The following is a 19448-nucleotide window of genomic DNA, read 5'->3' as shown; positions in this document are numbered from 1 at the left end:
ATCGGGCGCGCCCGAGGCGCGAAATATCAGTTGAAAGGGGCGCTTATTCGGCCGCGATGGCCACGCTGGCCCCCATCTTTTCAAGGATCGCCTGCGCACAGTCGCGCCCGTCCTTGATGGCCCAGACCACCAGCGACGCACCGCGCACGATATCGCCCACGGCATAGACGCCATCCAGCTCGGTCGCGCCGGTGATATAGTCGGCCTTGACCGTGCCCCAGCGGTTGACCGGCAGCTCGGGCGTGTTCCACAGCGTGGGCAGGTCTTCGGGTTCAAAGCCAAGCGCCATGATCACAAGATCCGCCTCTTCGACATAATCGGCGCCCTCGATCACCTCTGGGGCCTGACGACCCGAGACATCCGGCGCGCCAAGGCGCATCTTTTGCACGACGACGCCGGTCACCGGATCACCGACGAACCCTTTGGGCGCGGACAACCATTCGAAGACCACGCCTTCTTCCTCGGCGTTTTGCACTTCACGTTGCGAGCCGGGCATGTTGGCGCGGTCACGGCGGTACAGACATTTGACCGAGGTGGCCCCCTGACGGATCGAGGTCCGTACACAGTCCATCGCGGTATCCCCGCCGCCGATCACGACAACGCGCTTCCCTTCGGCATTGAAACGGCCGGAATCGAATTCCTCTACCTTGTCGCCAAAGCTTTTGCGGTTGCTCACGGTCAGGAAATCAATCGCGCGCTCAAGGCCAACGCCGCCCACGCCGGGGGCCTGGATGTCACGTGTTTTATAGACGCCCGTCGCGATGATCACGGCGTCATGCTTGGCGCGGATATCGGCAAAGCTGATGTCGACGCCCACATCGCAGTTCAATTCAAAGTTAACGCCACCTTCGGCCAACTGGTCGTTGCGGCGCATGACCACATCTTTTTCCAGTTTGAAACCGGGGATGCCGTAGGTCAGCAAGCCACCCGCGCGGTCATAGCGGTCATAGATGGTGACCTGCACACCCGCGCGGCGCAGCACATCCGCCGCGGCCAGACCACCGGGGCCCGCGCCGATGATACCAACGGATTCGGCGCGTTCGGTCTTGGGCTTGATCGGCTGCACCCAGCCATTTTCCCACGCGGTATCGGTGATGTATTTCTCGACCGAGCCGATGGTCACAGTGCCGTGGCCGGATTGTTCGATCACACAGTTGCCTTCGCACAGACGGTCCTGCGGGCAGATGCGGCCGCAGATTTCGGGGAAGGTGTTAGTGGCCTGGCTGACCTCATAGGCCTCTTGAAGACGCCCTTCGGCGGTCAGGCGCAGCCAGTCGGGAATGTTATTGTGCAGCGGGCAATGGGTCTGGCAATAGGGAACGCCACATTGACTACAGCGGCTGGACTGCTCCTGCGCTTTCTCATCCGCGTATTCCGCGTAAATCTCTTTAAAGTCTTCACGACGCAGATTCGGCATCCGTTTTTCGGGCATATCCCGGGAAACCGTTGTAAACTTGAGCATTGGCTGCTTTGCCATCTTGGATCTCTCCGCCTGAAACACGTTGCTGCCCCCTTATACACAGGGGCTAAACGATTATAAAGGCAGCATTGCTGACCTATATGCGGTTTATTTCATATCGACCCAAAAAATCCCGCAAATTTACCATATATTTATGTCCGATTCGGACCCAACAACGGACTTCCCTTCCAGCCCCCCAAAGTTATACGCCTGTGGCATCGCAAATGACCCAAAGGCCGGCCCCCTTATGACCCTGTTCCAACTGCTGCTTGTCGCAATCATTCAGGGTCTGACAGAGTTTCTGCCCGTCTCTTCCTCGGGTCATTTGATCCTGCTGCCCACGCTGACCGGCGGGCCGGATCAGGGGCTTGCGATTGATGTCGCGGTGCATGTGGGCACGCTTCTCGCGGTCGTGCTCTATTTCCGGTCCGAGGTCGCAGAAGCCACCATCGGGCTTGGTCGCCTGCTGCGCGGCAAGATGGACACCCCCGGCGCTAGGCTGGCCGCCCTGCTGATCCTCGCAACACTTCCGGTGCTGGTCGCCGGGCTGGTGATCAAATTGCTGGGGATTGACGAAATGCTCCGCTCTGTCGCGGTGATCGGCTGGACCATGCTGCTTTTCGGTATCGTGCTTTATTGGGCTGATCACACGGGACGCAGCGATCGGGATACTGGCGACTGGGATGTCAAAGGTGCCGTCTGGATGGGACTGGCGCAGGCGCTTGCGCTGATCCCCGGCACGTCGCGGTCGGGCATCACCATCACCGCCGCCCGCAAACTGGGCTACGACCGCGCCAGCGCCGCAACGCTGTCCATGTTGATGTCGATTCCCACGATCCTCGCCTCTGGCGCGCTTTTGTCACTGGATGTGATCGGGCAAGCCGACGCGCAACTCGCGCGCGACGCGTCGATCGCTGCGGGCTTTGCCTTTGTTGCCGCACTGGCGGCACTGGTCCTGATGATGCGCCTGTTGCGCAGCGTGAATTTCACCCCCTACGTCATCTATCGCATCCTGCTGGGGACAGCGCTTTTGGTATACGCCTACAGCTAACGCAAAAGGCCCCGCCGTCGCCGGCAGGGCCTTTCCAAATTCGACATCGAAATCGTTAGGTCCGCAGGTTCTTCGCGGATTGCTTGATCTCGTCATACTGGCCCGAGGGGCGGAACCGCCACAGGTACTCGGGCAGGACGGAGCCCATGGACACGGGGCTGATCCCCAAAGCATCAAAGCCCTGCGCCCCCTCGCCCACGACATTATCATGCGCCAGGTTCTTGACCTGATCACGGGTCAGCGTGTTGTTCTTGACCAGGCCGAGCGTCACCGATTGCAACACATCAAGGCCAAAGGCGATCACCTTCGCCACGAAAGTCGGCAAGGCGACAACCATGCGGCGACGGTTCACCACGTCAAGCATACGCTGCATCAGGCCGCGAAAGCTTTCGACCTCGGGGCCACCCAATTCGTAAATACCGGCAGGGGCCTTGCCTGTCACCGCAAGCTCCGCCGCGTGGGCCACGTCATCTACATAGACGGGCTGGAACAGCGTATCCGCCCCCACAGCAGGGATCGCGGGGCTGATCCGCGTCATACCGGCGAAACGGTTAAAGAAGTCATCCTCGGGGCCGAACACGATCGAGGGGCGCAGGATAACAGCCTGCGGCATATGCTGGAGCACACCGGCCTCCCCCATCGCCTTGGTCTGGGAATATTCGCTATCCGCCTCGGCATCCGCCCCGATGGCAGAGATTTGCACCAAACGCGCGATCCCTTCGGCGGCGGCCAAGCGCGCAATGCGTTCTGCCCCGTCGGCCTGAATGGCGTCAAAGGTGTTTTTCCCCGCCTCGGCCAGAATACCGACGCAGTTCACCACCGCATCAGCGCCCTGCAGCGCATCGCGTACCGACGCGTCATCACGGATGTTGCAAAAGACCGGTTCGACCTGGCCGACGGTGCCGTAGGTGCGCACAAACAGCGCCTCGTTCGGGCGACGCACCGCGACGCGCACACGCCATCCCGCCAACGCCATGCGACGAACGATATACCGCCCCACAAACCCGGAGCCGCCGTAAACCGTGACCAGCTTTGCCATGATGATACCCCTGACCAGAAAATCTAGCGCTACAGATACATCCAGCCCCCCTCGGGAACAAGCAGCAATTCCGGCAGAGATCGCCTCGAAAGCCCGACCCACCGCACCAAACCTCGGTTTTCCGGATTTATTTTCACGCCGTTTCATTTTGTTGCGAGAATCCAATTGACACCCCCGCCCCACAACAATAAACGCTCCCTCACAACCCCCCTGTGCCCAGGTGGCGGAATGGTAGACGCGCTAGCTTCAGGTGCTAGTACTGGCAACGGTGTGGAGGTTCGAGTCCTCTCCTGGGCACCACTTATCCGCAGTATGTTATTGATTTTTATTAAGAAGTCGGTGAAAACCTCACTTCAGTCCACCCTGCTATCCACCCCACGTCTTAAGCTACCAGTTGACATAGGTGGCGTTAAGCCTCTGGCACATTCGCGGGGAAACCAATAATAACGGGGCGCAATGAATGCGCGCTGACAACTTTTGGATCAAGTTTTCTGAGCAGACCAACATCACTGGATGGCTGGATTGGTTGGCACACCTAGCGCTTTCAATGCTATTGTTTCCCAATGAAGGACGTGATTGGCCCATATCTTGTATGTTGAATGTAATGGATACAGCACGTAGGAAAAGCCTACAGGAGTCAGACCAATGGTAGAAACGCCCGCAAATATCACCTCACATCAACTCGCAGACTATCTCATAGCAGAGAGCCGTGAGCGCGGAGAAATACTTACCCCTCTCAAGCTGCAAAAGCTGATGTTCTACTCGGATGCATGGCACATGGCTTTGCACGATGACGAGCTAATCTCTGAGAAATTTCAGGCTTGGGTCCATGGGCCAGTTGCCCCATCTCAGTACCAACGTTTCCGCGACTATCAGTGGCGACCTATCATGGAAGAGATTCGGAAACCGAAACTGCTGAAGATAATCCAAGAGTTTCTAGATGAGATTATTGACGTCTTTGGATCTGAAACGGCCGTCGCCTTAGAGAGCATGACCCATAGAGAACTACCTTGGATCGAGGCGCGAGCAGGCACACCCGACCACGCGCCGTCAAACACCTACATAAAGAAATCCACCACTAGAAAGTTCTACCGAAGCCTTGCCGAAGATTAAAAAAAGTCAGATCAGCAAGAAAGGCTCTTCAGGGGTTAGAACCTCACAAGGTCCGACGCGCAACCTTAGCTTTTCGTTCAGGCTGTTCGACGGAACAGACTCAGACGTTTGCCCCGAGAACTTTCCTGCCGGCTACACGCGCTCTCTGATGGAGCGCCTCCAAAGTCTTTCGCAGTGGACCGCAAGCGAATTCACTAGCGCTCGCGGAAAGTCTGTTCGCAGCCATCCAATTGACTGGACAAAGACCACAAAACCGAATGGGTTTAGCCAGCTCAACGAACAGTATGAGAGCTATACACCCTATCAGTTTTCCGTAAGCAAAAGCAAACATGGTCGCGTTATGGGAATTTTGATAGACGACTGCTTTCACGTCATCTGGTTAGACTGCAACCATAATGTCTATTCTTAACAAATTTGTTTTATACAAAAGCATAGCAGCAGTAAGGATGCAGGATAGAATAATCCAGCATTAGCCTCCAACTGGCCGAAGACATCCCAACGGGCATGCATGCTAAATTATGCTGACTAGCACAAATTTTAACAAATCAAGCCGCAGTCTTCGTAAAGCCTATTGCAAGGTGATTTTCGATAATTTTGAACGCGCTAGTATTAGATAGAGCATGCATGTAGCAGTGATGGACCGAAAGAAGTAGGTCTTGAAACTGCTTATCATCCTCGATTTTTTCAACCTTAATACCGAGATCAAGACATTCCTCGATATGTATCGGGCGCTCGTGACGCTTGTTTCTCTCATAGTCGCTGAGAGCGTCCACAATAAATGTAGCTTTTGCCTCTGCGTCGGCTTCACCGTGAAACATGCAGGCTTGCAGCTCCCGCTCAACAAATTGCCGAGACCACTTCACCGCGTTCTCACAGTCAGACAGGTAGCTAGGAGAGTATTTCGAAATGATAGGGGCCCAAATATGCGCCTTAAGAGGGTCTTCTTTGATTTCCTCAAATGCGCGCTTGAACCCCTCAATTACACCCAGGGCAGGAACACCATTAATTTGGGGGTCTATCGGCCCCAAGTTCGAATGCTTTGCAAGCATGACACTCTTGCAGCACAAAGCAATCATGGTCCCCGCAGACATAGCCACGCCGGGAACCAACGCCCGAATATCGTTACCGAACATTTTTCTCAGGTAATCTACGATACTCTCGGCCGCACCAATACTGCCACCTTGGGAGTGAACAATCAGATCCAGCCCCTTTGAGCGATCCATCTCATGGATAGCCAACATGAAGCCATTCTTGTCGTCCGCCGTCACCTCGGAGCCAGCAATACCACCCTTAGACAGAAATCCAGAGTAGTATCCGATCACGTTTCGACCAGTGTGCTGATGTAGTTCGCTTAAATACTTCTGCCTAACGCTCTTTACTGAATTTTGCGCAATGGAGCTAAAGGCACTTTGGTTTGCATTAATCTCGTTCTGAATAATTTGCCAGTTCGGCATTCTGCGGTATCCCTGTGTGGTACTCAGTATGGCTTGGGGCCATAACAGGATATGCAACCGATGGATCTTGCGTCTCCAGGCGCGCTACAGCGCTATTATACTGAAAAGCATGCAAGTTTTCGTTAGCTTGAAACTCTTGAAACTTACGCGCGAGACTGGTCATTGGTTCGCTCCCATTAATTATCGAATCACCCTAGCATGGACCGATTCCACTGGGAATCCCCAACTTCGGCTCCTACGTGGTAGAACTTGCGACTACAAGCGGTGGTTCCGCAGGGAAGCTCCGGACGTCAAACCATTTGAACCGCGTCCCATCCGCATTGCGCTGGTCGCCCATCACAATCTGCGGAGAGTTCACTCGGTTGCGGATCAGCGCAGCACGGAAGGCCCGCAAGTCGATCAGCCACCACGCTTCCAAACCAGTCTGTTGTGCGTTCGAGTGCCCATAGAACATCCAATCGCCGTTGCCATTCACAATTTTGGAAAGCTCAGTCTGCCTACCCGACGCCACAGCGGAGCGGACTGTGAACTGGTGGGGGTACCGGCGAGCATAGCCAGGACGACGCACGCGGGCTGCTACGCGCATGTCGCGGGCATCCAGCATCATTAGGTCAGTGGCTTCCATGTGGTCAAACGGATCTGGGGAGGTTTCCAAGAGATGCCCGCCGATTAGCTGCTTTATTTCAGGCAAGAACCTGTCAGACCAGTTTCTGTTAGTGGCATAGCAGTTCATTTTTTCTGAGTCTCCATTACGGCCCCCACCGCGAAGCCCGCGCCTCGTGATTGAAGCGCGGGCGAATGTGTATGGTTCAAACTTCAGGTCAGCTTTCGCGTGGCTTAGCGGCGACGTATTCGGCGCGCTTGCGCAGATAGTCAGCAACCGCTCGGCGTGCCTGAGTGTATTGTTCGCATTGAATGGCACCGGCGCTATCGATTTCGGCCCACTCAAGCATTGCTGCGGCGTCGCTATGGGAGGACGGGCAGCCATTCGCAATCTCTGCGCCCACGGCCTCTATCTCATTTTCTAACGCAGCAAACTCGCCAGCATCGTCGTCACCTTCAATTTTTGAAATGCTGACCCTTAGAGCTTTCCAGTGAGCGAGGCGGCTGGCAATTTTCTGATCAGGATCAGTGTAGAACTGCTCAACACCCGCTGCTTTTTCCAGCTTTTCCATGTCGTCGAACATACCTTCGGCAATACATCCCATTGTCCCGAATAGTTCGGTATACCCAGCCTTCTGCAGATCCACAGAAATAGCGGTATCGCTTGCTGCCATTCCAACGCGGGCCAATGAATAAAGACGGTTAATGCCTGTCACCAAGCGGCTGTCTGGCGTGTCAGGCAAATCGGTATCCAAAATTGAACGTGTCATGCGTCGGCTCCGCGTTCAAAATTTGTGCTGTCAAGCGCACTAGCGAGAACATCAGCGGCTTTCACGGATTGGCCGCAGAGAGTGTAAATCGCGTTATGCAGGTGGCTGGATTCCGTTGTCTGATCGATCAAGATTTCCAATCCTTGCAGCAAGCCGTGCAGTACCGTCGCAGCATCCTGCATATCTTGGCGGGTTTTTAGTTCCTTCGTGGTCATGATGTAGTCCTTTCATTTAAGTTCAGATGGCGGTGTCGCCCGCACATGTCTTGCTTGAGCAGGGTGCTGTCTGCTTTGACAAACCACCGCATCCAGTGTGTTAGAAGAAAACGTCGGATTATTGGCGATGCGGAAAGTTACGCTGCTTGCGAAACCCGTCGATCAGGAGAAGCAGGCACAGTCTGACGTACCTGGCCGTTTTGTTGGGCGGCCCTTAAAGCTGCACGCAGCACGCCAATTCGAGCATAGTCTGTTTGTGCCCAGCGCTCTTTACCTTCGAGGGCTGCGATTGACTCTTGGATGCGAGACACTTGGGGAGAAGCTTGCTCCTGCTTTTCCCGCAGCGCCTCCATAGTGCGGCGATGCTTTGCATTCGCCCAAGCAGCCTTCAGCGCCCGACGCATGATCACTCGAAAGCCGTATAGTGCCACGTTGGCCTTACGAACGATTTCCCAAGCTGCGGTCATAATGGCCTTGCGGTCGTAGGGTGCTGCGATTGTCATGGCGGTTGCCTTTCGTAGTTGATAGAAATACTATAATGTTGACCGCAAACAAAGTCAATAGATTTTCTATCAAGTTAGGTAAGTACATGACAGGTGAGCAAGTTCGAGCGGCAAGGGCACTGCTGAAGTGGTCAGCGAAAAAGCTCGCTGAAGTGAGCGGAGTAAGCTACCCAACCATTCAACGGTTAGAGAGCAGGGACGGCCCTCTGGCTGGATACGCCGATACGCATGACGCGATCCGCAAAGCGTTCGAAAGTCATGGCATCCAATTTATGGCAAGTGGGGAGGTCGCTACGGGTCTCGGCGTAGCCATCGGCAGAGAGGTTTAGGATGCCGATTGCGATTTAGGGCCATCTCTACCCGTTACTCCCTAAATGAGTACATCAACACCGGAGGAGTGTAACACAACATTGGAAGCTAATTCTCTCCAATGTTTCGATACTTTTCTCCGGTGTTTTTCTAACGAGATGCGAGAAATGTGTTACGCATCAATAACTGAGGGCAATGTCAGTTCTTGCTTATCCCATCAGTTTCTTAGTGAACTTCACAAGTCTTTCTGCTTGGAAGGCCACAGATTTCTTCCCGGTCTCGCTCAGCTCACCAGGTGTGCAGGAGTATCCATAAGGGTTTCCCCCGTCCTCAAACTTAATTGGATCGGCGTAGCCTGGTGGCACAATGATCGCCCCCCAGTGCATCGCAGTCGTATAGACCGACTGAATCGTCATTTCCTGCCCACCCTGCGGATTTTGTGCGGATGTGGTCGCGGTGATAGTTTTGTTTGCTAGAGCGCCATTCTGCCATAGTGGCCCCAGAGTATCCACGAACGCGCGGAACTGGCTGGCTGGCACCCCGAACCGAGTTGGCACAGAGATGAAATATCCGTCTGCCCATTCCATATCATCCGGCGTGACTTCCGGTATGTCTTCCAACTTTTTGAGCTGATCCCGCCAAGCATCTTGCCCATTGACCACCTCGATTGGAGCCGTTTCTTTGCACCGACGCAACCTTACCTCGGCACCCGCAGCTTCGGCAGCGCGGGCAGCTTCAAGTGCGACACCGTGATTGGTGCCATAAGTCGAATAAAATAGAACTGTGATCTTAGGCGTCATGAGGGTTCCCTTTCGCAGTCATCTCTTTGAAAACTGAAAGGTGATCCAAATTGTTCCGCGCACTTAATTTGGGGGGGGCTCTGTCAGACAGCTACTAGGGGCCAATAGTGTTCGCAAATCTTGTGTACCGTAGTGCAGTTCGAATACCACTAATACCGGAAATTCATTGACCCATTGTATGGTTGTGCACGCCCAACGCTGCTAAGCCTCAATTTTTACAGACGTGTCTACAACCCTGAATTTCCGCTGAATTAACAGCAGCGAGCATACCGCTATTCCCCGTTAGAAAACGGTCACCGGCAACGCTCGAACTCTGATCGGCACACTTGTTCCGCTTCGGTTAGCCCGGCTTGCAACTCAGCTATCATCGTATCTGGCCATTGCTCTGCCAGCGCGCCGTAAACCGTCCATGTGATGCAACTCACGTAATCATCGAAGCTCTCGGACTTGTTAGCGAGCTTTTGCCCTACTTCATCACGAGCCACGGCCATCGCAGTCTGACGGATCATCTCGACGCGGTCGGGGCGCATTGGGCGCTGAAATGGTTCTTGGCCTTCATATCGCATTGAGGCTTGTCCTTGCTTTGGAGGTTGAGGCACCCCATGCTAGTGAAAGATGATGAGGACCGTATTCATGAGATATTGGAACATCGAATTGATCGCCGGCATCGGCGGCTTATTGGCCGTCGTTGCCGGTCTGCTATGGCCTGCGGCTTGGCCCTATTTGGCTGGCTGCATCGGCGCATCATGGATCTACGCTATTGTGGCTGTGCGGCAGTCTGGGCGAGCAAAGAAGAAATCATTGCGCGTTTCTCGTCCTGACTAGTCTGCTTCTTAGGCATGGGGCCACCGTTCCGGATCATGCTGCCCAAATCGGAGACAGCGCGTTTTGTCGATAGTTCAGCTCCACCTTTTGCAGCCATCGCCGCAAGTGACGGTATCGCTAGGAGTGGATTTGCTGAACTCGCTGCGCCGGCAAGCATCCCCCCACCAGCCATTGCGGGAAGCGTTCCTGACGTAGGTGAGAACCGCCCAAACATTCGCAGTGCATTCTGTGTTGGTGTACCGCGAACGATGCTTTCCATGGCTTTGATTTCTTCTGCGCTGTAGTTACGCTTCTTTCGGGGATCATCTAGGATTTGTCGAATGTTCTGGCGGATCGCGTTGATCTCATTGCCGCCCGTACCGCTTGTGGCGGCGCGGTTTTCAGCTTTGTACATCCGCTGATCAATATCCTCACTTTTCTTGATGCGCCGCGTCATGTCTCGACCTTCCCGCAGCGATGCAACCGCAGCCGTAGGGTCTCCCCCAGTGACGTCCTGCGGACTGATATTATCGAGGTAGCGCGTGATTTCTTCTTTCATGCCCATTCCGATGCCGCTTTCAGTCGGATCTAGCGCGCCGGCAACATCTCGTCCGACGAGGCGACGAGACTTTTCAACTTCCGCAATGCGGGGTGTCATCATCTGTTTGATCTTATCCGCGGTGCGCGATGCCTTAGGAGCAAGGTAGGGGTCCATCCCGTCACGAGAAGAGCGGTCAGAAACGACCGCCTGTAGGCGCTGGGTGGCTTCGGGTGTTAACTGCGCAGGAGATGCTTCAACTGCACCGTAAGCAGCGCTCTGGCGCGCTTTAAGCTCATCTATCGTCGGTGGCTGAGCGCTAGGCCGCAAACTGCGCGCCATGCCAACGGGTGATAGTCCACCAGCCATAGATGCGATAGTATCCGCTACGGCATTACCTGGGGATACCTCTTGCGATGTTTGTCCCGCGATGCCAGACCCCGCAGCACTCGCCGCTTCTGCAGCTCCGAGCATAAGGGGCGATTTTGCTGCACGCATTGCTACGCCGCCGGGGATCACCATTGCGCCCCCTTCTTGCCCAATCCGACGGCCATAGCGTTGAGCCACATTCTGGGGGGCTACGTCCGATATTGTTGGGGACAAAAGGTTCAGAAATGTATCACTGCCACCAACTGGGCTTTGAATTTGCGGACCTTGTTCAATTTGCGCATCGGGACTGGGGACGGGCATCCCGTTGGGCCCAGGAACCATCTCGGGCGCATACTTTGGCTTGGAGAACATGCCGTTCACAACTTTGGTGGCCATATCAACCGGAGCACCGAGCATTCCAGCGATGCCTTCATTGACGCCGCTCATGGTCTGTTCCTGCAGGTTTGTTTGGGGCTGCTGGTCCCGGGCCCGCCTGCGGCGTAATTCAGCACGAAGTCTGGCCTTCTCGGGTGTATTCATATCAATTTCCCCTCCTTGCGATGCCATCGCTTCGGCTTCTGCGATCCCGATCAAATCCATATCAGTCATTCCGGCTTGGCTCCTTTTCGCCATTTCCTGACGAGCCATAAGCTGGCGGCGTCGCAATTCAGTTCGTCTTTCTGACAATTGGTCATTCATTTTGCTATCTTTCTGCTGTGCGATTGCTTGCTCATTGCTTGCGGCCCCATCCACCGCCAAAGAAGCCCGGGAAGGGACCCTTTACCTTGTTCGGGTCACGCTTTTTCTCAGGGTTACTAGGCGATGCCACTTGGCTGTTTTGACCAAAGTCAAAGAGGCTAAGTGGCTGCTGCGGTGGGTTTGAGAAACTATTCGAGATTCGGCTAAAGAGGTCGTTCGCCTCTTCGTGCTTGCCTCCTTGAAACTCATTCATCTTTCGCCTTTGGATACCGGCGACGATACCTGTGGCGAGTTGTCCGAGCCCTTCACCGGTGCTTTGTGCCCGCCCCATGCCTCCCATCAGCGACGTTATTAGCGCGCGTTGGTTGTCCAGCATTTCCGGGGTGCTGTTCGGATCAATATCGAGGTTGAAAAATCCGGGACCTTTATTTCTTTGAAACATGGTGGCGGTGCCCTTTCTGGGTGTGGAGGTGATTAAAGACTGAAGGCGGGATCGGCTTCGGAAACGAAGCGTTCTTCGACCCTCGCTTTAAAGGCGTCGGCGCTCTCACCGGGATGGCGAGTAACATCATCGTGCAACTTGCCTCGCATAAGCATTGCTACCTGCGGATCGGGCAGCCCTTGCGGGTCTTGGGACATTGCACAGAGATAGATGCAGTTTGGTGGCGCAGCTGGGTTCAAGCCAGCGACCGTTTCGATTTTCTTTAAGCGGTTCGATAGTGTCATTTGCCTGCCTCCAAAGCCGCGATGCGGCGCTCAATTTCTGTGGTTTCCAGCGTGCGGCGGAACTGCTCGACCACGGCCATGACACTCGCTGCCTCAAGTGGAGTGACGTCACCCTCTGCAATTGCTTTAAGGATGGCTCGCGCGGCCTTTGCTGCGTCCTCTGCCGTTTCAATCTCTGGCATGGCAAACGAAACCGGCGCATCTTTACGGGCAGGTGCTATGCGGTCGAGGCAGAGGCGTAGAGCTGTCACATCGCCTTCCAGCGCCTTGTCTATGACCGCTTGCGTCAACGCCTCCTGCTGGCCCTCTAGCATTGCCTCAATAGCCTGCGTGACCTTGTGGCGCGCACCTCGTGGCCTGCCGGGGTTTCCGGATGCAAACGTGCCGTCTGGATTGCGCCCCTCCGTTTTTGACCCGTTTTTACGGTCGTTGCTCTTGCTCATCTTGCATACCTTTTCTGAGAACGGTTGAGGGCCCTGAACCTACTAACCTGCTCCACCACTTCAGGGAGACCACTAGCCGCTCCACCACCACCCTCCCCCCCTTTAGGGGGAGGGGTGGTGGAGCAGTGGTTTAGGGGGGTGTTTGCTCCACCTTGCTCCACTACGTTTTCAGGGGTGGTGGAGCAGGTCACTCGGTTGCCCATTCGCCTACCTCCAAGCAGGGGCGAGGACGTCTGCTTCCATCAATAACCGACAGCTTGATAAGCGCCCCAGATTGCAGCCAAGCCTCAATCATCTTCTTGATACGGCGCTTGTCCTTTGTGGCATCAAGACACAGAACCTCTGCAACGATCACGCCGGCCCATTCTTTGCCTGCCTGATCCGAGTAGCGCGGGTGCTTTCCATCGATGGCATGTTGCACTGCCAACAGGTCTTTGCTGGTGAATCCATCGAAGGTATCCGGCCACTCCCAAGCCTCAGCAACGCCGACGCTCTCACCGTTGGCCAATTCGACAGAGACCATGCGCCGCCATGTGCGCTTTCCCACAGGAGCGAGGTTGGACTTATCACGGGTCACGGTGAAATATGTGGTAAGGTCGCCAGGCAAGATACCTGCCTGCTCTCTCTCGTCCGCTGTCATTCGGTTAAGAACTCGACCAGACCGCGCAGCAGCTAAGAGTGCCGAACCGCCCCTGCTGTCCTCAGTGGTAGCCTCTATACCGTTGGTCTTGCGGGTATGGTGAACCAGTTCAATGGCGCAGTTGCAACGATCCGCAAGCCGCGCCCATTCCTTGGCAATGAGGTCGATGGCGACGTTGTCATTCTCGCCCGCCTGATGGGATGAGACGAAAGGGTCAACAATCAGTACGTCAATCTGGCGTTCAGTGATCTCCCGCGCCAGTTCGTCAATCTCAGGCTTCACGATCACAACGCCGTCACGGGTCTGTACAGCAGTGCAAAGTTCACGTTCTCGGCCAGTATCGACGAACAGACGACCCTCCACTTCGCCCGGTTGGACGTTGTGATGCTGCATGGCCGCTGTGATGCGCAGGTTCATCTCGTCGCGAGGATCTTCGAGATTGTAGAGCCAAACGTTTAATCCCGTGGCGGTCCACTCACCAAGTAGTTCGCGCTCAGAAACCATTGCCAGCCCTTCCACAATGGTCAGAGATGACTTGCCGACCCCACCGGGCGCGACGGTCACCGCGACCTGTTTGCGTAGAAGGTTCCGCCCATAGACCCACGGGCGGCGCGGCAGACAGTTCGGGTCTTGCCATTTGAAAGCAGTTGGCAAGCGGTGGGTGCCGGTCGGATGCTCCGCTCGGTGTTGATCCAATTGCACTGCCATACTGGAGAAATCGCGCATCAAGCCGCTTGCCTCCCCTGTACGAAGTCGAGGAAGGCAGACTGGCGCTCGAATGTCATCGCCTTGAAGCTGGCGAGGCAATACGCCTCTCGCTCGTCCGCGTCCGTCATATCAGCCCAGAATGCGGCTTCGTCCATCTGGTTGAACAGCGGTGCGATGGGTTGGCCTGCTGCCGTTGGTATCGGACCTCGAAGAACAGCCTCAGCGACAAGCTGTGACTGCTGTAGCGGCAATGCCTTCAACGCGACGTAAGCCAAAGCTGAGCGCTCAGTCGTGCTGAGTTGGGCACGCAGGATTGTGGAAAGGCCAAGCCATGCGTCGGTGTCATCCAGCTGCAAGCAGTAGCCCAGAGACCGGGATACTCTTTCGATACGGTAGGCCATACGGTTGACCGAGGCGCTTTGGCCCTGGTCGTTCGCGGGAATATGCAACCCGTTCATTACACGCCCTCCCCGTAGTGCAAGCCAGCCACGAGGCGAGCTTGGGCTGAGGTCAAGCCATAGAGGCGCTGTAGACGGGCAACTTGGATTTTAAGGGCCATCAGCATACACCCTCCTTGCTGACTGAACCCAAGAACTGGACCTTGCCTTGAAGGGTGTAGTACTTGCGACCGTTCGACAGTGTTTTCGTCTCTGCGTGGAGGCGATTGTCCTCTTTCAGCCGAAATACAATATCGCCAATGCGCACGGTCGAAGCGCAGTACAATTCGCCAGCAAGTAGCGCGTCCACTACCTGGCGCTTTCGTTTATCCAGCACGACCTCTGCGGCTCTCCCGTCGGTATCAGTCACCCTATATCGGGCGCGCCCACGGGCTTCGGGCAGATCAGCTGCCGAGAGAATCCATCGTGGTTTTGGCTCGGAGTTAAATTGGTTGGTCATTGCCGTTTTCCTTTCTTGTTGAAAGGACGGGCCAAACGCGCTATCTCTTGTTCACCGCTGAAAAGAAATTTCGCCCCGGCTCGTCCTCGTACGGCTGGGGTTTTCTTTTAGGCGGCTTGGGAACGGGCCGCTTCGGCCCTTGCGATAACTGCTTCAATCTCGCTCTGACGCCAGCGGCTCATACCGCCAATCTTAATTGGGCGGGAGATCATGCCTTCTTGGACGCGTCGCCAAAAAGTAGACACTGACGCGCCAATCATTGCAGCGGCTTCGCGATCACGGATAAGGGGGTCGGTGGGTTGCATCTGTTGGCCCTCGGCTTGTTTGCGATAGGCTGACAGTATGTCGTAACTTTAATTAATGAAATTAAAGGCTTATGCCAAAAGGTCGGCACGTTTTGGCTCTATTCGGAAATTGCCTTGTGCACAGCCTTTTTCGCTTCATAGCCGTAGGTCCGGTATGCTCTCTCGATAACCCTGTAACCTACCGCAGCTTCCAGTTTCTCCTGTACCGTAGCGCAGGCTGCGTCCACGCTAATAGTAGAGCCACTAAGCTCCGCCTCGATTAGCTCTATAACGACCATGTTTGAAAGGCGTATGTCCCGTTCGCGCGTGAGCTCGGCCTTTACAGAAGGCTTCTTGCCTTTGCTTGATGCGGCTAGCTCAAAAGCTGCTGACAAATCAACTTCACCCTCTCGGTGTCTAAGCCACCCCTGCGCGAGCGGCGCTAAAAGCGCCCGAGGCACTTCGACCGTGTCATCTCTCCAGTTTTGTGATGGAAAGGTCTCGGATAGCTTCTTCTGTTCAATCTCCTTGGCCGAATACAGAGCCGAAAGTAACTCGAAGCTAGCGTAGGCTGCCGGCAATTTCCCAGCTGAAACTCTTTCGCAGAACTGGACCATTCTTGCGCGCAATTGCCTTAAGAACCGCGTTTCATTTTCTTCAAGCCTCACTGCATTCCCCCTGACGTTCGCCCCTCAATCCAGCTATGCACAGCGCTCTGCCGCCAGCCAATGGCCCGAATGCCCAGCTTGGTGGCCTTCGGGAAGTCATCCCGGTTCATCATACGGTAAATCGTGGACCTGCTTAGACCTGTCACCTCCTGAACGTCTTGGCAGCGTAGAATTTTATCAGTCATCTTTATCTCTTTGTTTAATGAATGATTCCATTCGTAGCAGCACATGGTTTCAACAAGATTTAAGGTACGGGAATCAGGCAATTTTTATCACCTCGCTCGCGTTCTTACCCGTCACGTGATCTGCCCATCGTGCCAACAGAGGCCGACGGCGCTCTAAAAAGTCCGTTCTTCTATAGGAGCGCTCAACTTCGTTTCCGACCACATGTGCCAGTGAGGTTTCCACGATTGCCTCAGGTATGTCGGTTGTTTCATCGCACCATGTCTTAAAGCTGGACCGGAAGCCATGAGGACGCGCTTCTATCTTTTGTCTATTCAAATGGCTGAGCATCGCAGCATCGGAAATGACGCCCTTTCGCTCCCCGGGAAACAAGAAGCCGTCACGAGCCAAGGGCTTCGCCAATTCGATCACTGACAAGGCTTCACGAGATAACGGAACGCGGAAGTCAGTAGCCACCCCTTCTTGCCCCTTCATGTTCGCTTTCGGTACAGTCCAAACGTCACCTTGAATTTGGTCGAAATGACAAAATCGAATGGAATAAGACCGCGTGACCGTCAGGATGAGTAACCGCAATGCCAGCTGCGTCGGGGTATGCTCCTCCAAGCTGGCATAGAAGTTGGGCACCTCAGGCCACGGCATGTAAGGGATATTCTTGGGCTTGTGACGTGTCTTTCCAAGCAGTGCTTTCGCTTTTGTGGTTGCCTGTAAATCCACATTGAGGCCCATCGCTGCCGCGTGACCTAAGACGATATTCAGCCGGTTCATGGCTTTTCGTGCCGTCTCTGCTTTTTCGTGCCAGATAGGTTCGAGGGTGTTCTTGATATCCTGCTGATCGACTTCCTCCACAGGAACTTTGCCGATTTTGGGAAGGACGTGCAGTTCGAGCGGGGAAAACCAGCGGCCTGCTTTCCCATCACCTTTTAATTGAGCCTTACGAGCCTCGAATGCCTCTACAGCAACTGACGTCAAGGTATGGTCACCCCTTGCGGCCAATCGCTTTTGGCGGTCGCGCTCCTTTATCGGGTCTTTGCCATCACGGACTACCGCACGCCACTTCTCAGCAGCTACCCTCGCTTCTTTAAGGGTGACGGCTTGAAGGCTTCCGATCCCCATCTCACGACGCCGTCCATGAACAGTCAGCCGCAGCACCCACTGCGCCCCGCCATCAACCCGCTTAACGAGCCAAAGCCCCCCACCGTCTGAGTACTTTCCGGGTGGGGCGGTTCTTACCTTCGCTGATGAGAGCTTATGAAGCGCTGGCATTTTTCATCCACCTTTTAATCCACCCCTATATGTAGCATGGTTTGGGACCGGATGATATACCATGACACAATCAAATGACTTAAAAACAACCGGTTACGATTATGATGATATAGGCTGACACTAGATGACACGTTAGTTCGGGGCCTCTCCTGGGCACCACTTATCCCCGATAAGTCGCTGTTTTGTTTCACTGCTACCTAGTGCTGCCTTGGCGATCGTTGTCCCTGCCCATCGAACTGCCCTTTCAAATCAGCATCGCATCTGCGGCATACCCGCCACCATCGACAGCGCCAATAAAGACGCCCCACTGGCGTCAGGCCCGCTTCACATCCATGTGATATGTCAAAAGTTAAGTCGATTTGTCGCCACTTATCGCTAATGAGTTTGCAGAAATTACTATAAACTAGGCCGGTCCGGATCATTTGACCGACCCACAGGCCACCAGAGGGTAAAGACATGGCGAGCTTTTTTGCGTTTGGTATCGATGTTATCAATAATCCCGCTGTGTCCACAAACTCCAGCGCAGGCCAAGACGGCGCTGGTCAGATGACACTTTCCGGTGGCAGCCAGCCCTTCGCTGACGATGCCATCATCGAATTCATCACACAGAATGAAACGGCAGACGGTGAACTTGACGGGGGCTCGTCCTTCATCGGGATCAAGGTCTATGCCAGTGCTGCCGACTATAACGCCGGCATCGTCCAATATAATTACGTTCCGATGAACCCCGGCCAATCGGCGAATATCCAAAGCGATGTCAGCGGACTTGGCGACACCTACGTGCGGTTCAACGCCAACGTTCTGGTGCCCCGCACTGAAAGCGGTGCCAACGACCCAAGCGCGCCGACATTTGGGAATCTACTGGTGGCACCAGGTACCAAAGCGGGCGACAATATCGGCACACTCAAGATCGACCGCAATACGGATCAGGATTTTGACGGCGACGGCTCCATCGCATCCGGTACGTTGGAGGATGGCAACGGCAAGTTCTATGTCGGGAATACCGTCCCATGTTTCACCGCGGGCAGCCTGATCGCCACTGCAAAAGGCGAAACCCCTGTAGAGCACTTGAAAGCCGGTGACGCTGTCATCACACGCGACCACGGAATGCAGAAAGTCTCTTGGGTCGGTGCACGTCAGCTGACAGCGGCGGAGCTGGTCGTCTATCCACACCTGCGTCCCGTTTTGATCACGGCGGGCGCTCTCGGCGCTGGAACGCCGGAACGGGACCTTATCGTTTCACCCAACCACCGAATATTGCTTTCCGATGCGCGATCGATGCTACATTTTGGTCAGGACGAGGTCCTCGTCGCCGCAAAGCACTTGGTGAATGGTGACACGATCCGGACGTTCACGCCATCTTCTGTACAATACGTGCACCTGATGTTCGAAAGCCATCAGCTTGTGCTGTCAGACGGGGCATGGACAGAAAGCTTTCAGCCGGGAGTAGAAACACTTCAAAGCATCGGCCAAGCGCAACGCGACGAGATCCTGGCCCTGTTCCCCGCGCTTTCAGAGCAGATCGGGATTAAGCATTACAACGCCGCGCGTAACACGCTGAAACGCCATGAAGCACGCCTACTTCGGTTCTAGGGCGGGTTGGTTTATGGAGTGGCGCGGTTACAGTTTGCGCTCTCGCTGAGGTGTCTCTGCGCGAATTTTCGTGTTTCCGAAGCATCCCACTTCCGAAAATTCAGGTACAGGTCGTGGGGCCTGCGTTCCTATCAGGTCACCCGTCGCACCATCACGTTGGCTCAAAACGCCAAAAGGCCCGCAGGCGATGCCAGCGGTTGGTGCTAGTTAAAGTTCTTTAAATCTGGTTGCGGGAGTAGGATTTGAACCTACGACCTTCAGGTTATGAGCCTGACGAGCTACCGGGCTGCTCCATCCCGCGCCGGGTGCCAATGTTA

General features: G+C 55.0%; 23 protein-coding genes and 2 tRNA genes. 5 read left to right on the top strand and 20 right to left on the bottom strand.

Annotated elements, in window-relative coordinates; translation table 11 throughout:
- Nucleotides 1-43: 43 nt before the first annotated feature.
- Nucleotides 44-1477: an NAD(P)-dependent oxidoreductase gene (locus tag ACTRWK_RS06340; RefSeq protein ID WP_037954057.1), complete on the bottom strand. Its 1434-nt coding sequence runs from the start codon at nt 1475-1477 to the stop codon at nt 44-46.
- A 229-nt stretch (nt 1478-1706) separates the two neighbouring features.
- Here ACTRWK_RS06340 and ACTRWK_RS06335 point away from each other — a divergent pair, with 229 nt between their 5' ends.
- Nucleotides 1707-2510, top strand: coding sequence for an undecaprenyl-diphosphate phosphatase (locus ACTRWK_RS06335; protein WP_168593232.1), 804 nt, complete (start codon nt 1707-1709; stop codon nt 2508-2510).
- A 55-nt stretch (nt 2511-2565) separates the two neighbouring features.
- Here the strand turns inward: ACTRWK_RS06335 and ACTRWK_RS06330 are convergent, their stop codons facing one another.
- The gene (locus ACTRWK_RS06330) at nt 2566-3549 is read right to left on the bottom strand and encodes a complex I NDUFA9 subunit family protein (RefSeq protein WP_184584167.1); all 984 of its coding nucleotides are present in this window, start codon (nt 3547-3549) and stop codon (nt 2566-2568) included.
- 214 nt (nt 3550-3763) lie between these two features.
- On the opposite strand from ACTRWK_RS06330, the gene ACTRWK_RS06325 reads away from it, so the two are divergent.
- Nucleotides 3764-3849 (top strand) — tRNA-Leu (locus tag ACTRWK_RS06325).
- 345 nt (nt 3850-4194) lie between these two features.
- Nucleotides 4195-4662: a Panacea domain-containing protein gene (locus ACTRWK_RS06320; protein WP_462843843.1), complete on the top strand. Its 468-nt coding sequence runs from the start codon at nt 4195-4197 to the stop codon at nt 4660-4662.
- Between the two features lie 545 nt (nt 4663-5207).
- Here the strand turns inward: ACTRWK_RS06320 and ACTRWK_RS06315 are convergent.
- The 5 genes from ACTRWK_RS06315 to ACTRWK_RS06295 all read right to left on the bottom strand — a co-directional run bounded on the left by ACTRWK_RS06315 (nt 5208) and on the right by ACTRWK_RS06295 (nt 8207).
- Entirely contained in the window at nt 5208-6116 is a 909-nt protein-coding gene (locus tag ACTRWK_RS06315; RefSeq protein WP_462843842.1) for an SDH family Clp fold serine proteinase, read from the bottom strand.
- A gap of 235 nt (nt 6117-6351) precedes the next feature.
- The gene (locus ACTRWK_RS06310; protein WP_462843841.1) at nt 6352-6570 is read right to left on the bottom strand and encodes a hypothetical protein; all 219 of its coding nucleotides are present in this window, start codon (nt 6568-6570) and stop codon (nt 6352-6354) included.
- A gap of 367 nt (nt 6571-6937) precedes the next feature.
- The gene (locus ACTRWK_RS06305; RefSeq protein WP_462843840.1) at nt 6938-7489 is read right to left on the bottom strand and encodes a hypothetical protein; all 552 of its coding nucleotides are present in this window, start codon (nt 7487-7489) and stop codon (nt 6938-6940) included.
- Nucleotides 7486-7704: a hypothetical protein gene (locus tag ACTRWK_RS06300; RefSeq protein ID WP_462843839.1), complete on the bottom strand. Its 219-nt coding sequence runs from the start codon at nt 7702-7704 to the stop codon at nt 7486-7488. The genes ACTRWK_RS06305 and ACTRWK_RS06300 overlap by 4 nt, the downstream gene beginning before the upstream one ends.
- A gap of 137 nt (nt 7705-7841) precedes the next feature.
- Entirely contained in the window at nt 7842-8207 is a 366-nt protein-coding gene (locus ACTRWK_RS06295) for a hypothetical protein (RefSeq protein ID WP_462843838.1), read from the bottom strand.
- Nucleotides 8208-8242: 35 nt separating this feature from the next.
- Between ACTRWK_RS06295 and ACTRWK_RS06290 the strand changes: the two genes are divergently transcribed.
- Nucleotides 8243-8536, top strand: a complete 294-nt coding sequence (locus ACTRWK_RS06290; protein ID WP_221227990.1) for a helix-turn-helix domain-containing protein — start codon at nt 8243-8245, stop codon at nt 8534-8536.
- Between the two features lie 189 nt (nt 8537-8725).
- Here the strand turns inward: ACTRWK_RS06290 and ACTRWK_RS06285 are convergent, their stop codons facing one another.
- From ACTRWK_RS06285 to ACTRWK_RS06230, 12 genes are all read right to left on the bottom strand, one after another.
- Nucleotides 8726-9316 (bottom strand): NAD(P)H-dependent oxidoreductase, encoded by a 591-nt coding sequence (locus ACTRWK_RS06285; protein WP_184584153.1) that lies wholly within the window; start codon nt 9314-9316, stop codon nt 8726-8728.
- Between the two features lie 293 nt (nt 9317-9609).
- The gene (locus tag ACTRWK_RS06280; RefSeq protein WP_340246590.1) at nt 9610-9882 is read right to left on the bottom strand and encodes a hypothetical protein; all 273 of its coding nucleotides are present in this window, start codon (nt 9880-9882) and stop codon (nt 9610-9612) included.
- Between the two features lie 191 nt (nt 9883-10073).
- The gene (locus tag ACTRWK_RS06275; RefSeq protein WP_462843837.1) at nt 10074-11726 is read right to left on the bottom strand and encodes a hypothetical protein; all 1653 of its coding nucleotides are present in this window, start codon (nt 11724-11726) and stop codon (nt 10074-10076) included.
- 31 nt (nt 11727-11757) lie between these two features.
- The gene (locus ACTRWK_RS06270) at nt 11758-12168 is read right to left on the bottom strand and encodes a hypothetical protein (RefSeq protein ID WP_462843836.1); all 411 of its coding nucleotides are present in this window, start codon (nt 12166-12168) and stop codon (nt 11758-11760) included.
- 32 nt (nt 12169-12200) lie between these two features.
- Nucleotides 12201-12452, bottom strand: a complete 252-nt coding sequence (locus tag ACTRWK_RS06265) for a hypothetical protein (protein WP_462843835.1) — start codon at nt 12450-12452, stop codon at nt 12201-12203.
- Nucleotides 12449-12895, bottom strand: coding sequence for a DUF5681 domain-containing protein (locus ACTRWK_RS06260; protein ID WP_462843834.1), 447 nt, complete (start codon nt 12893-12895; stop codon nt 12449-12451). The genes ACTRWK_RS06265 and ACTRWK_RS06260 overlap by 4 nt, the downstream gene beginning before the upstream one ends.
- A 187-nt stretch (nt 12896-13082) precedes the next feature.
- Nucleotides 13083-14261, bottom strand: coding sequence for an AAA family ATPase (locus ACTRWK_RS06255; protein ID WP_462843833.1), 1179 nt, complete (start codon nt 14259-14261; stop codon nt 13083-13085).
- Nucleotides 14261-14701, bottom strand: coding sequence for a hypothetical protein (locus tag ACTRWK_RS06250; RefSeq protein ID WP_462843832.1), 441 nt, complete (start codon nt 14699-14701; stop codon nt 14261-14263). The genes ACTRWK_RS06255 and ACTRWK_RS06250 overlap by 1 nt, the downstream gene beginning before the upstream one ends.
- A 100-nt stretch (nt 14702-14801) precedes the next feature.
- Entirely contained in the window at nt 14802-15140 is a 339-nt protein-coding gene (locus ACTRWK_RS06245; RefSeq protein ID WP_340246579.1) for a hypothetical protein, read from the bottom strand.
- Nucleotides 15141-15543: 403 nt separating this feature from the next.
- A complete protein-coding gene (locus tag ACTRWK_RS06240) occupies nt 15544-16092 on the bottom strand; it encodes a hypothetical protein (protein WP_462843831.1) in 549 nt (182 codons plus the stop codon).
- Nucleotides 16089-16277: a helix-turn-helix transcriptional regulator gene (locus ACTRWK_RS06235; protein ID WP_462843830.1), complete on the bottom strand. Its 189-nt coding sequence runs from the start codon at nt 16275-16277 to the stop codon at nt 16089-16091. The genes ACTRWK_RS06240 and ACTRWK_RS06235 overlap by 4 nt, the downstream gene beginning before the upstream one ends.
- Nucleotides 16278-16350: 73 nt before the next feature.
- A complete protein-coding gene (locus ACTRWK_RS06230; RefSeq protein WP_462843829.1) occupies nt 16351-17538 on the bottom strand; it encodes a tyrosine-type recombinase/integrase in 1188 nt (395 codons plus the stop codon).
- 456 nt (nt 17539-17994) lie between these two features.
- Here ACTRWK_RS06230 and ACTRWK_RS06225 point away from each other — a divergent pair, with 456 nt between their 5' ends.
- Nucleotides 17995-19131, top strand: a complete 1137-nt coding sequence (locus tag ACTRWK_RS06225) for a Hint domain-containing protein (protein ID WP_037942903.1) — start codon at nt 17995-17997, stop codon at nt 19129-19131.
- Nucleotides 19132-19355: 224 nt separating this feature from the next.
- Here the strand turns inward: ACTRWK_RS06225 and ACTRWK_RS06220 are convergent.
- Nucleotides 19356-19432: transfer RNA gene (locus tag ACTRWK_RS06220), tRNA-Met, on the bottom strand.
- Between the last annotated feature and the right edge of the window lie 16 nt (nt 19433-19448).

Source organism: Sulfitobacter sp. G5_S2_6_S6 (genome assembly GCF_054968505.1).
This window is presented reverse-complemented; position numbering and strand designations above follow the sequence as displayed.

Coding starts and splice junctions, on each gene's coding strand:
- ACTRWK_RS06340 (WP_037954057.1), bottom strand. CDS start 1,477: ATGGCAAAGCAGCCAATGCTCAAGTTTACAACGGTTTCCCGGGATATG.
- ACTRWK_RS06335 (WP_168593232.1), top strand. CDS start 1,707: ATGACCCTGTTCCAACTGCTGCTTGTCGCAATCATTCAGGGTCTGACA.
- ACTRWK_RS06330 (WP_184584167.1), bottom strand. CDS start 3,549: ATGGCAAAGCTGGTCACGGTTTACGGCGGCTCCGGGTTTGTGGGGCGG.
- ACTRWK_RS06320 (WP_462843843.1), top strand. CDS start 4,195: ATGGTAGAAACGCCCGCAAATATCACCTCACATCAACTCGCAGACTAT.
- ACTRWK_RS06315 (WP_462843842.1), bottom strand. CDS start 6,116: ATGCCGAACTGGCAAATTATTCAGAACGAGATTAATGCAAACCAAAGT.
- ACTRWK_RS06310 (WP_462843841.1), bottom strand. CDS start 6,570: ATGTTCTATGGGCACTCGAACGCACAACAGACTGGTTTGGAAGCGTGG.
- ACTRWK_RS06305 (WP_462843840.1), bottom strand. CDS start 7,489: ATGACACGTTCAATTTTGGATACCGATTTGCCTGACACGCCAGACAGC.
- ACTRWK_RS06300 (WP_462843839.1), bottom strand. CDS start 7,704: ATGACCACGAAGGAACTAAAAACCCGCCAAGATATGCAGGATGCTGCG.
- ACTRWK_RS06295 (WP_462843838.1), bottom strand. CDS start 8,207: ATGACAATCGCAGCACCCTACGACCGCAAGGCCATTATGACCGCAGCT.
- ACTRWK_RS06290 (WP_221227990.1), top strand. CDS start 8,243: ATGTTGACCGCAAACAAAGTCAATAGATTTTCTATCAAGTTAGGTAAG.
- ACTRWK_RS06285 (WP_184584153.1), bottom strand. CDS start 9,316: ATGACGCCTAAGATCACAGTTCTATTTTATTCGACTTATGGCACCAAT.
- ACTRWK_RS06280 (WP_340246590.1), bottom strand. CDS start 9,882: ATGCGATATGAAGGCCAAGAACCATTTCAGCGCCCAATGCGCCCCGAC.
- ACTRWK_RS06275 (WP_462843837.1), bottom strand. CDS start 11,726: ATGAATGACCAATTGTCAGAAAGACGAACTGAATTGCGACGCCGCCAG.
- ACTRWK_RS06270 (WP_462843836.1), bottom strand. CDS start 12,168: ATGTTTCAAAGAAATAAAGGTCCCGGATTTTTCAACCTCGATATTGAT.
- ACTRWK_RS06265 (WP_462843835.1), bottom strand. CDS start 12,452: ATGACACTATCGAACCGCTTAAAGAAAATCGAAACGGTCGCTGGCTTG.
- ACTRWK_RS06260 (WP_462843834.1), bottom strand. CDS start 12,895: ATGAGCAAGAGCAACGACCGTAAAAACGGGTCAAAAACGGAGGGGCGC.
- ACTRWK_RS06255 (WP_462843833.1), bottom strand. CDS start 14,261: ATGCGCGATTTCTCCAGTATGGCAGTGCAATTGGATCAACACCGAGCG.
- ACTRWK_RS06250 (WP_462843832.1), bottom strand. CDS start 14,701: ATGAACGGGTTGCATATTCCCGCGAACGACCAGGGCCAAAGCGCCTCG.
- ACTRWK_RS06245 (WP_340246579.1), bottom strand. CDS start 15,140: ATGACCAACCAATTTAACTCCGAGCCAAAACCACGATGGATTCTCTCG.
- ACTRWK_RS06235 (WP_462843830.1), bottom strand. CDS start 16,277: ATGACTGATAAAATTCTACGCTGCCAAGACGTTCAGGAGGTGACAGGT.
- ACTRWK_RS06230 (WP_462843829.1), bottom strand. CDS start 17,538: ATGCCAGCGCTTCATAAGCTCTCATCAGCGAAGGTAAGAACCGCCCCA.
- ACTRWK_RS06225 (WP_037942903.1), top strand. CDS start 17,995: ATGGCGAGCTTTTTTGCGTTTGGTATCGATGTTATCAATAATCCCGCT.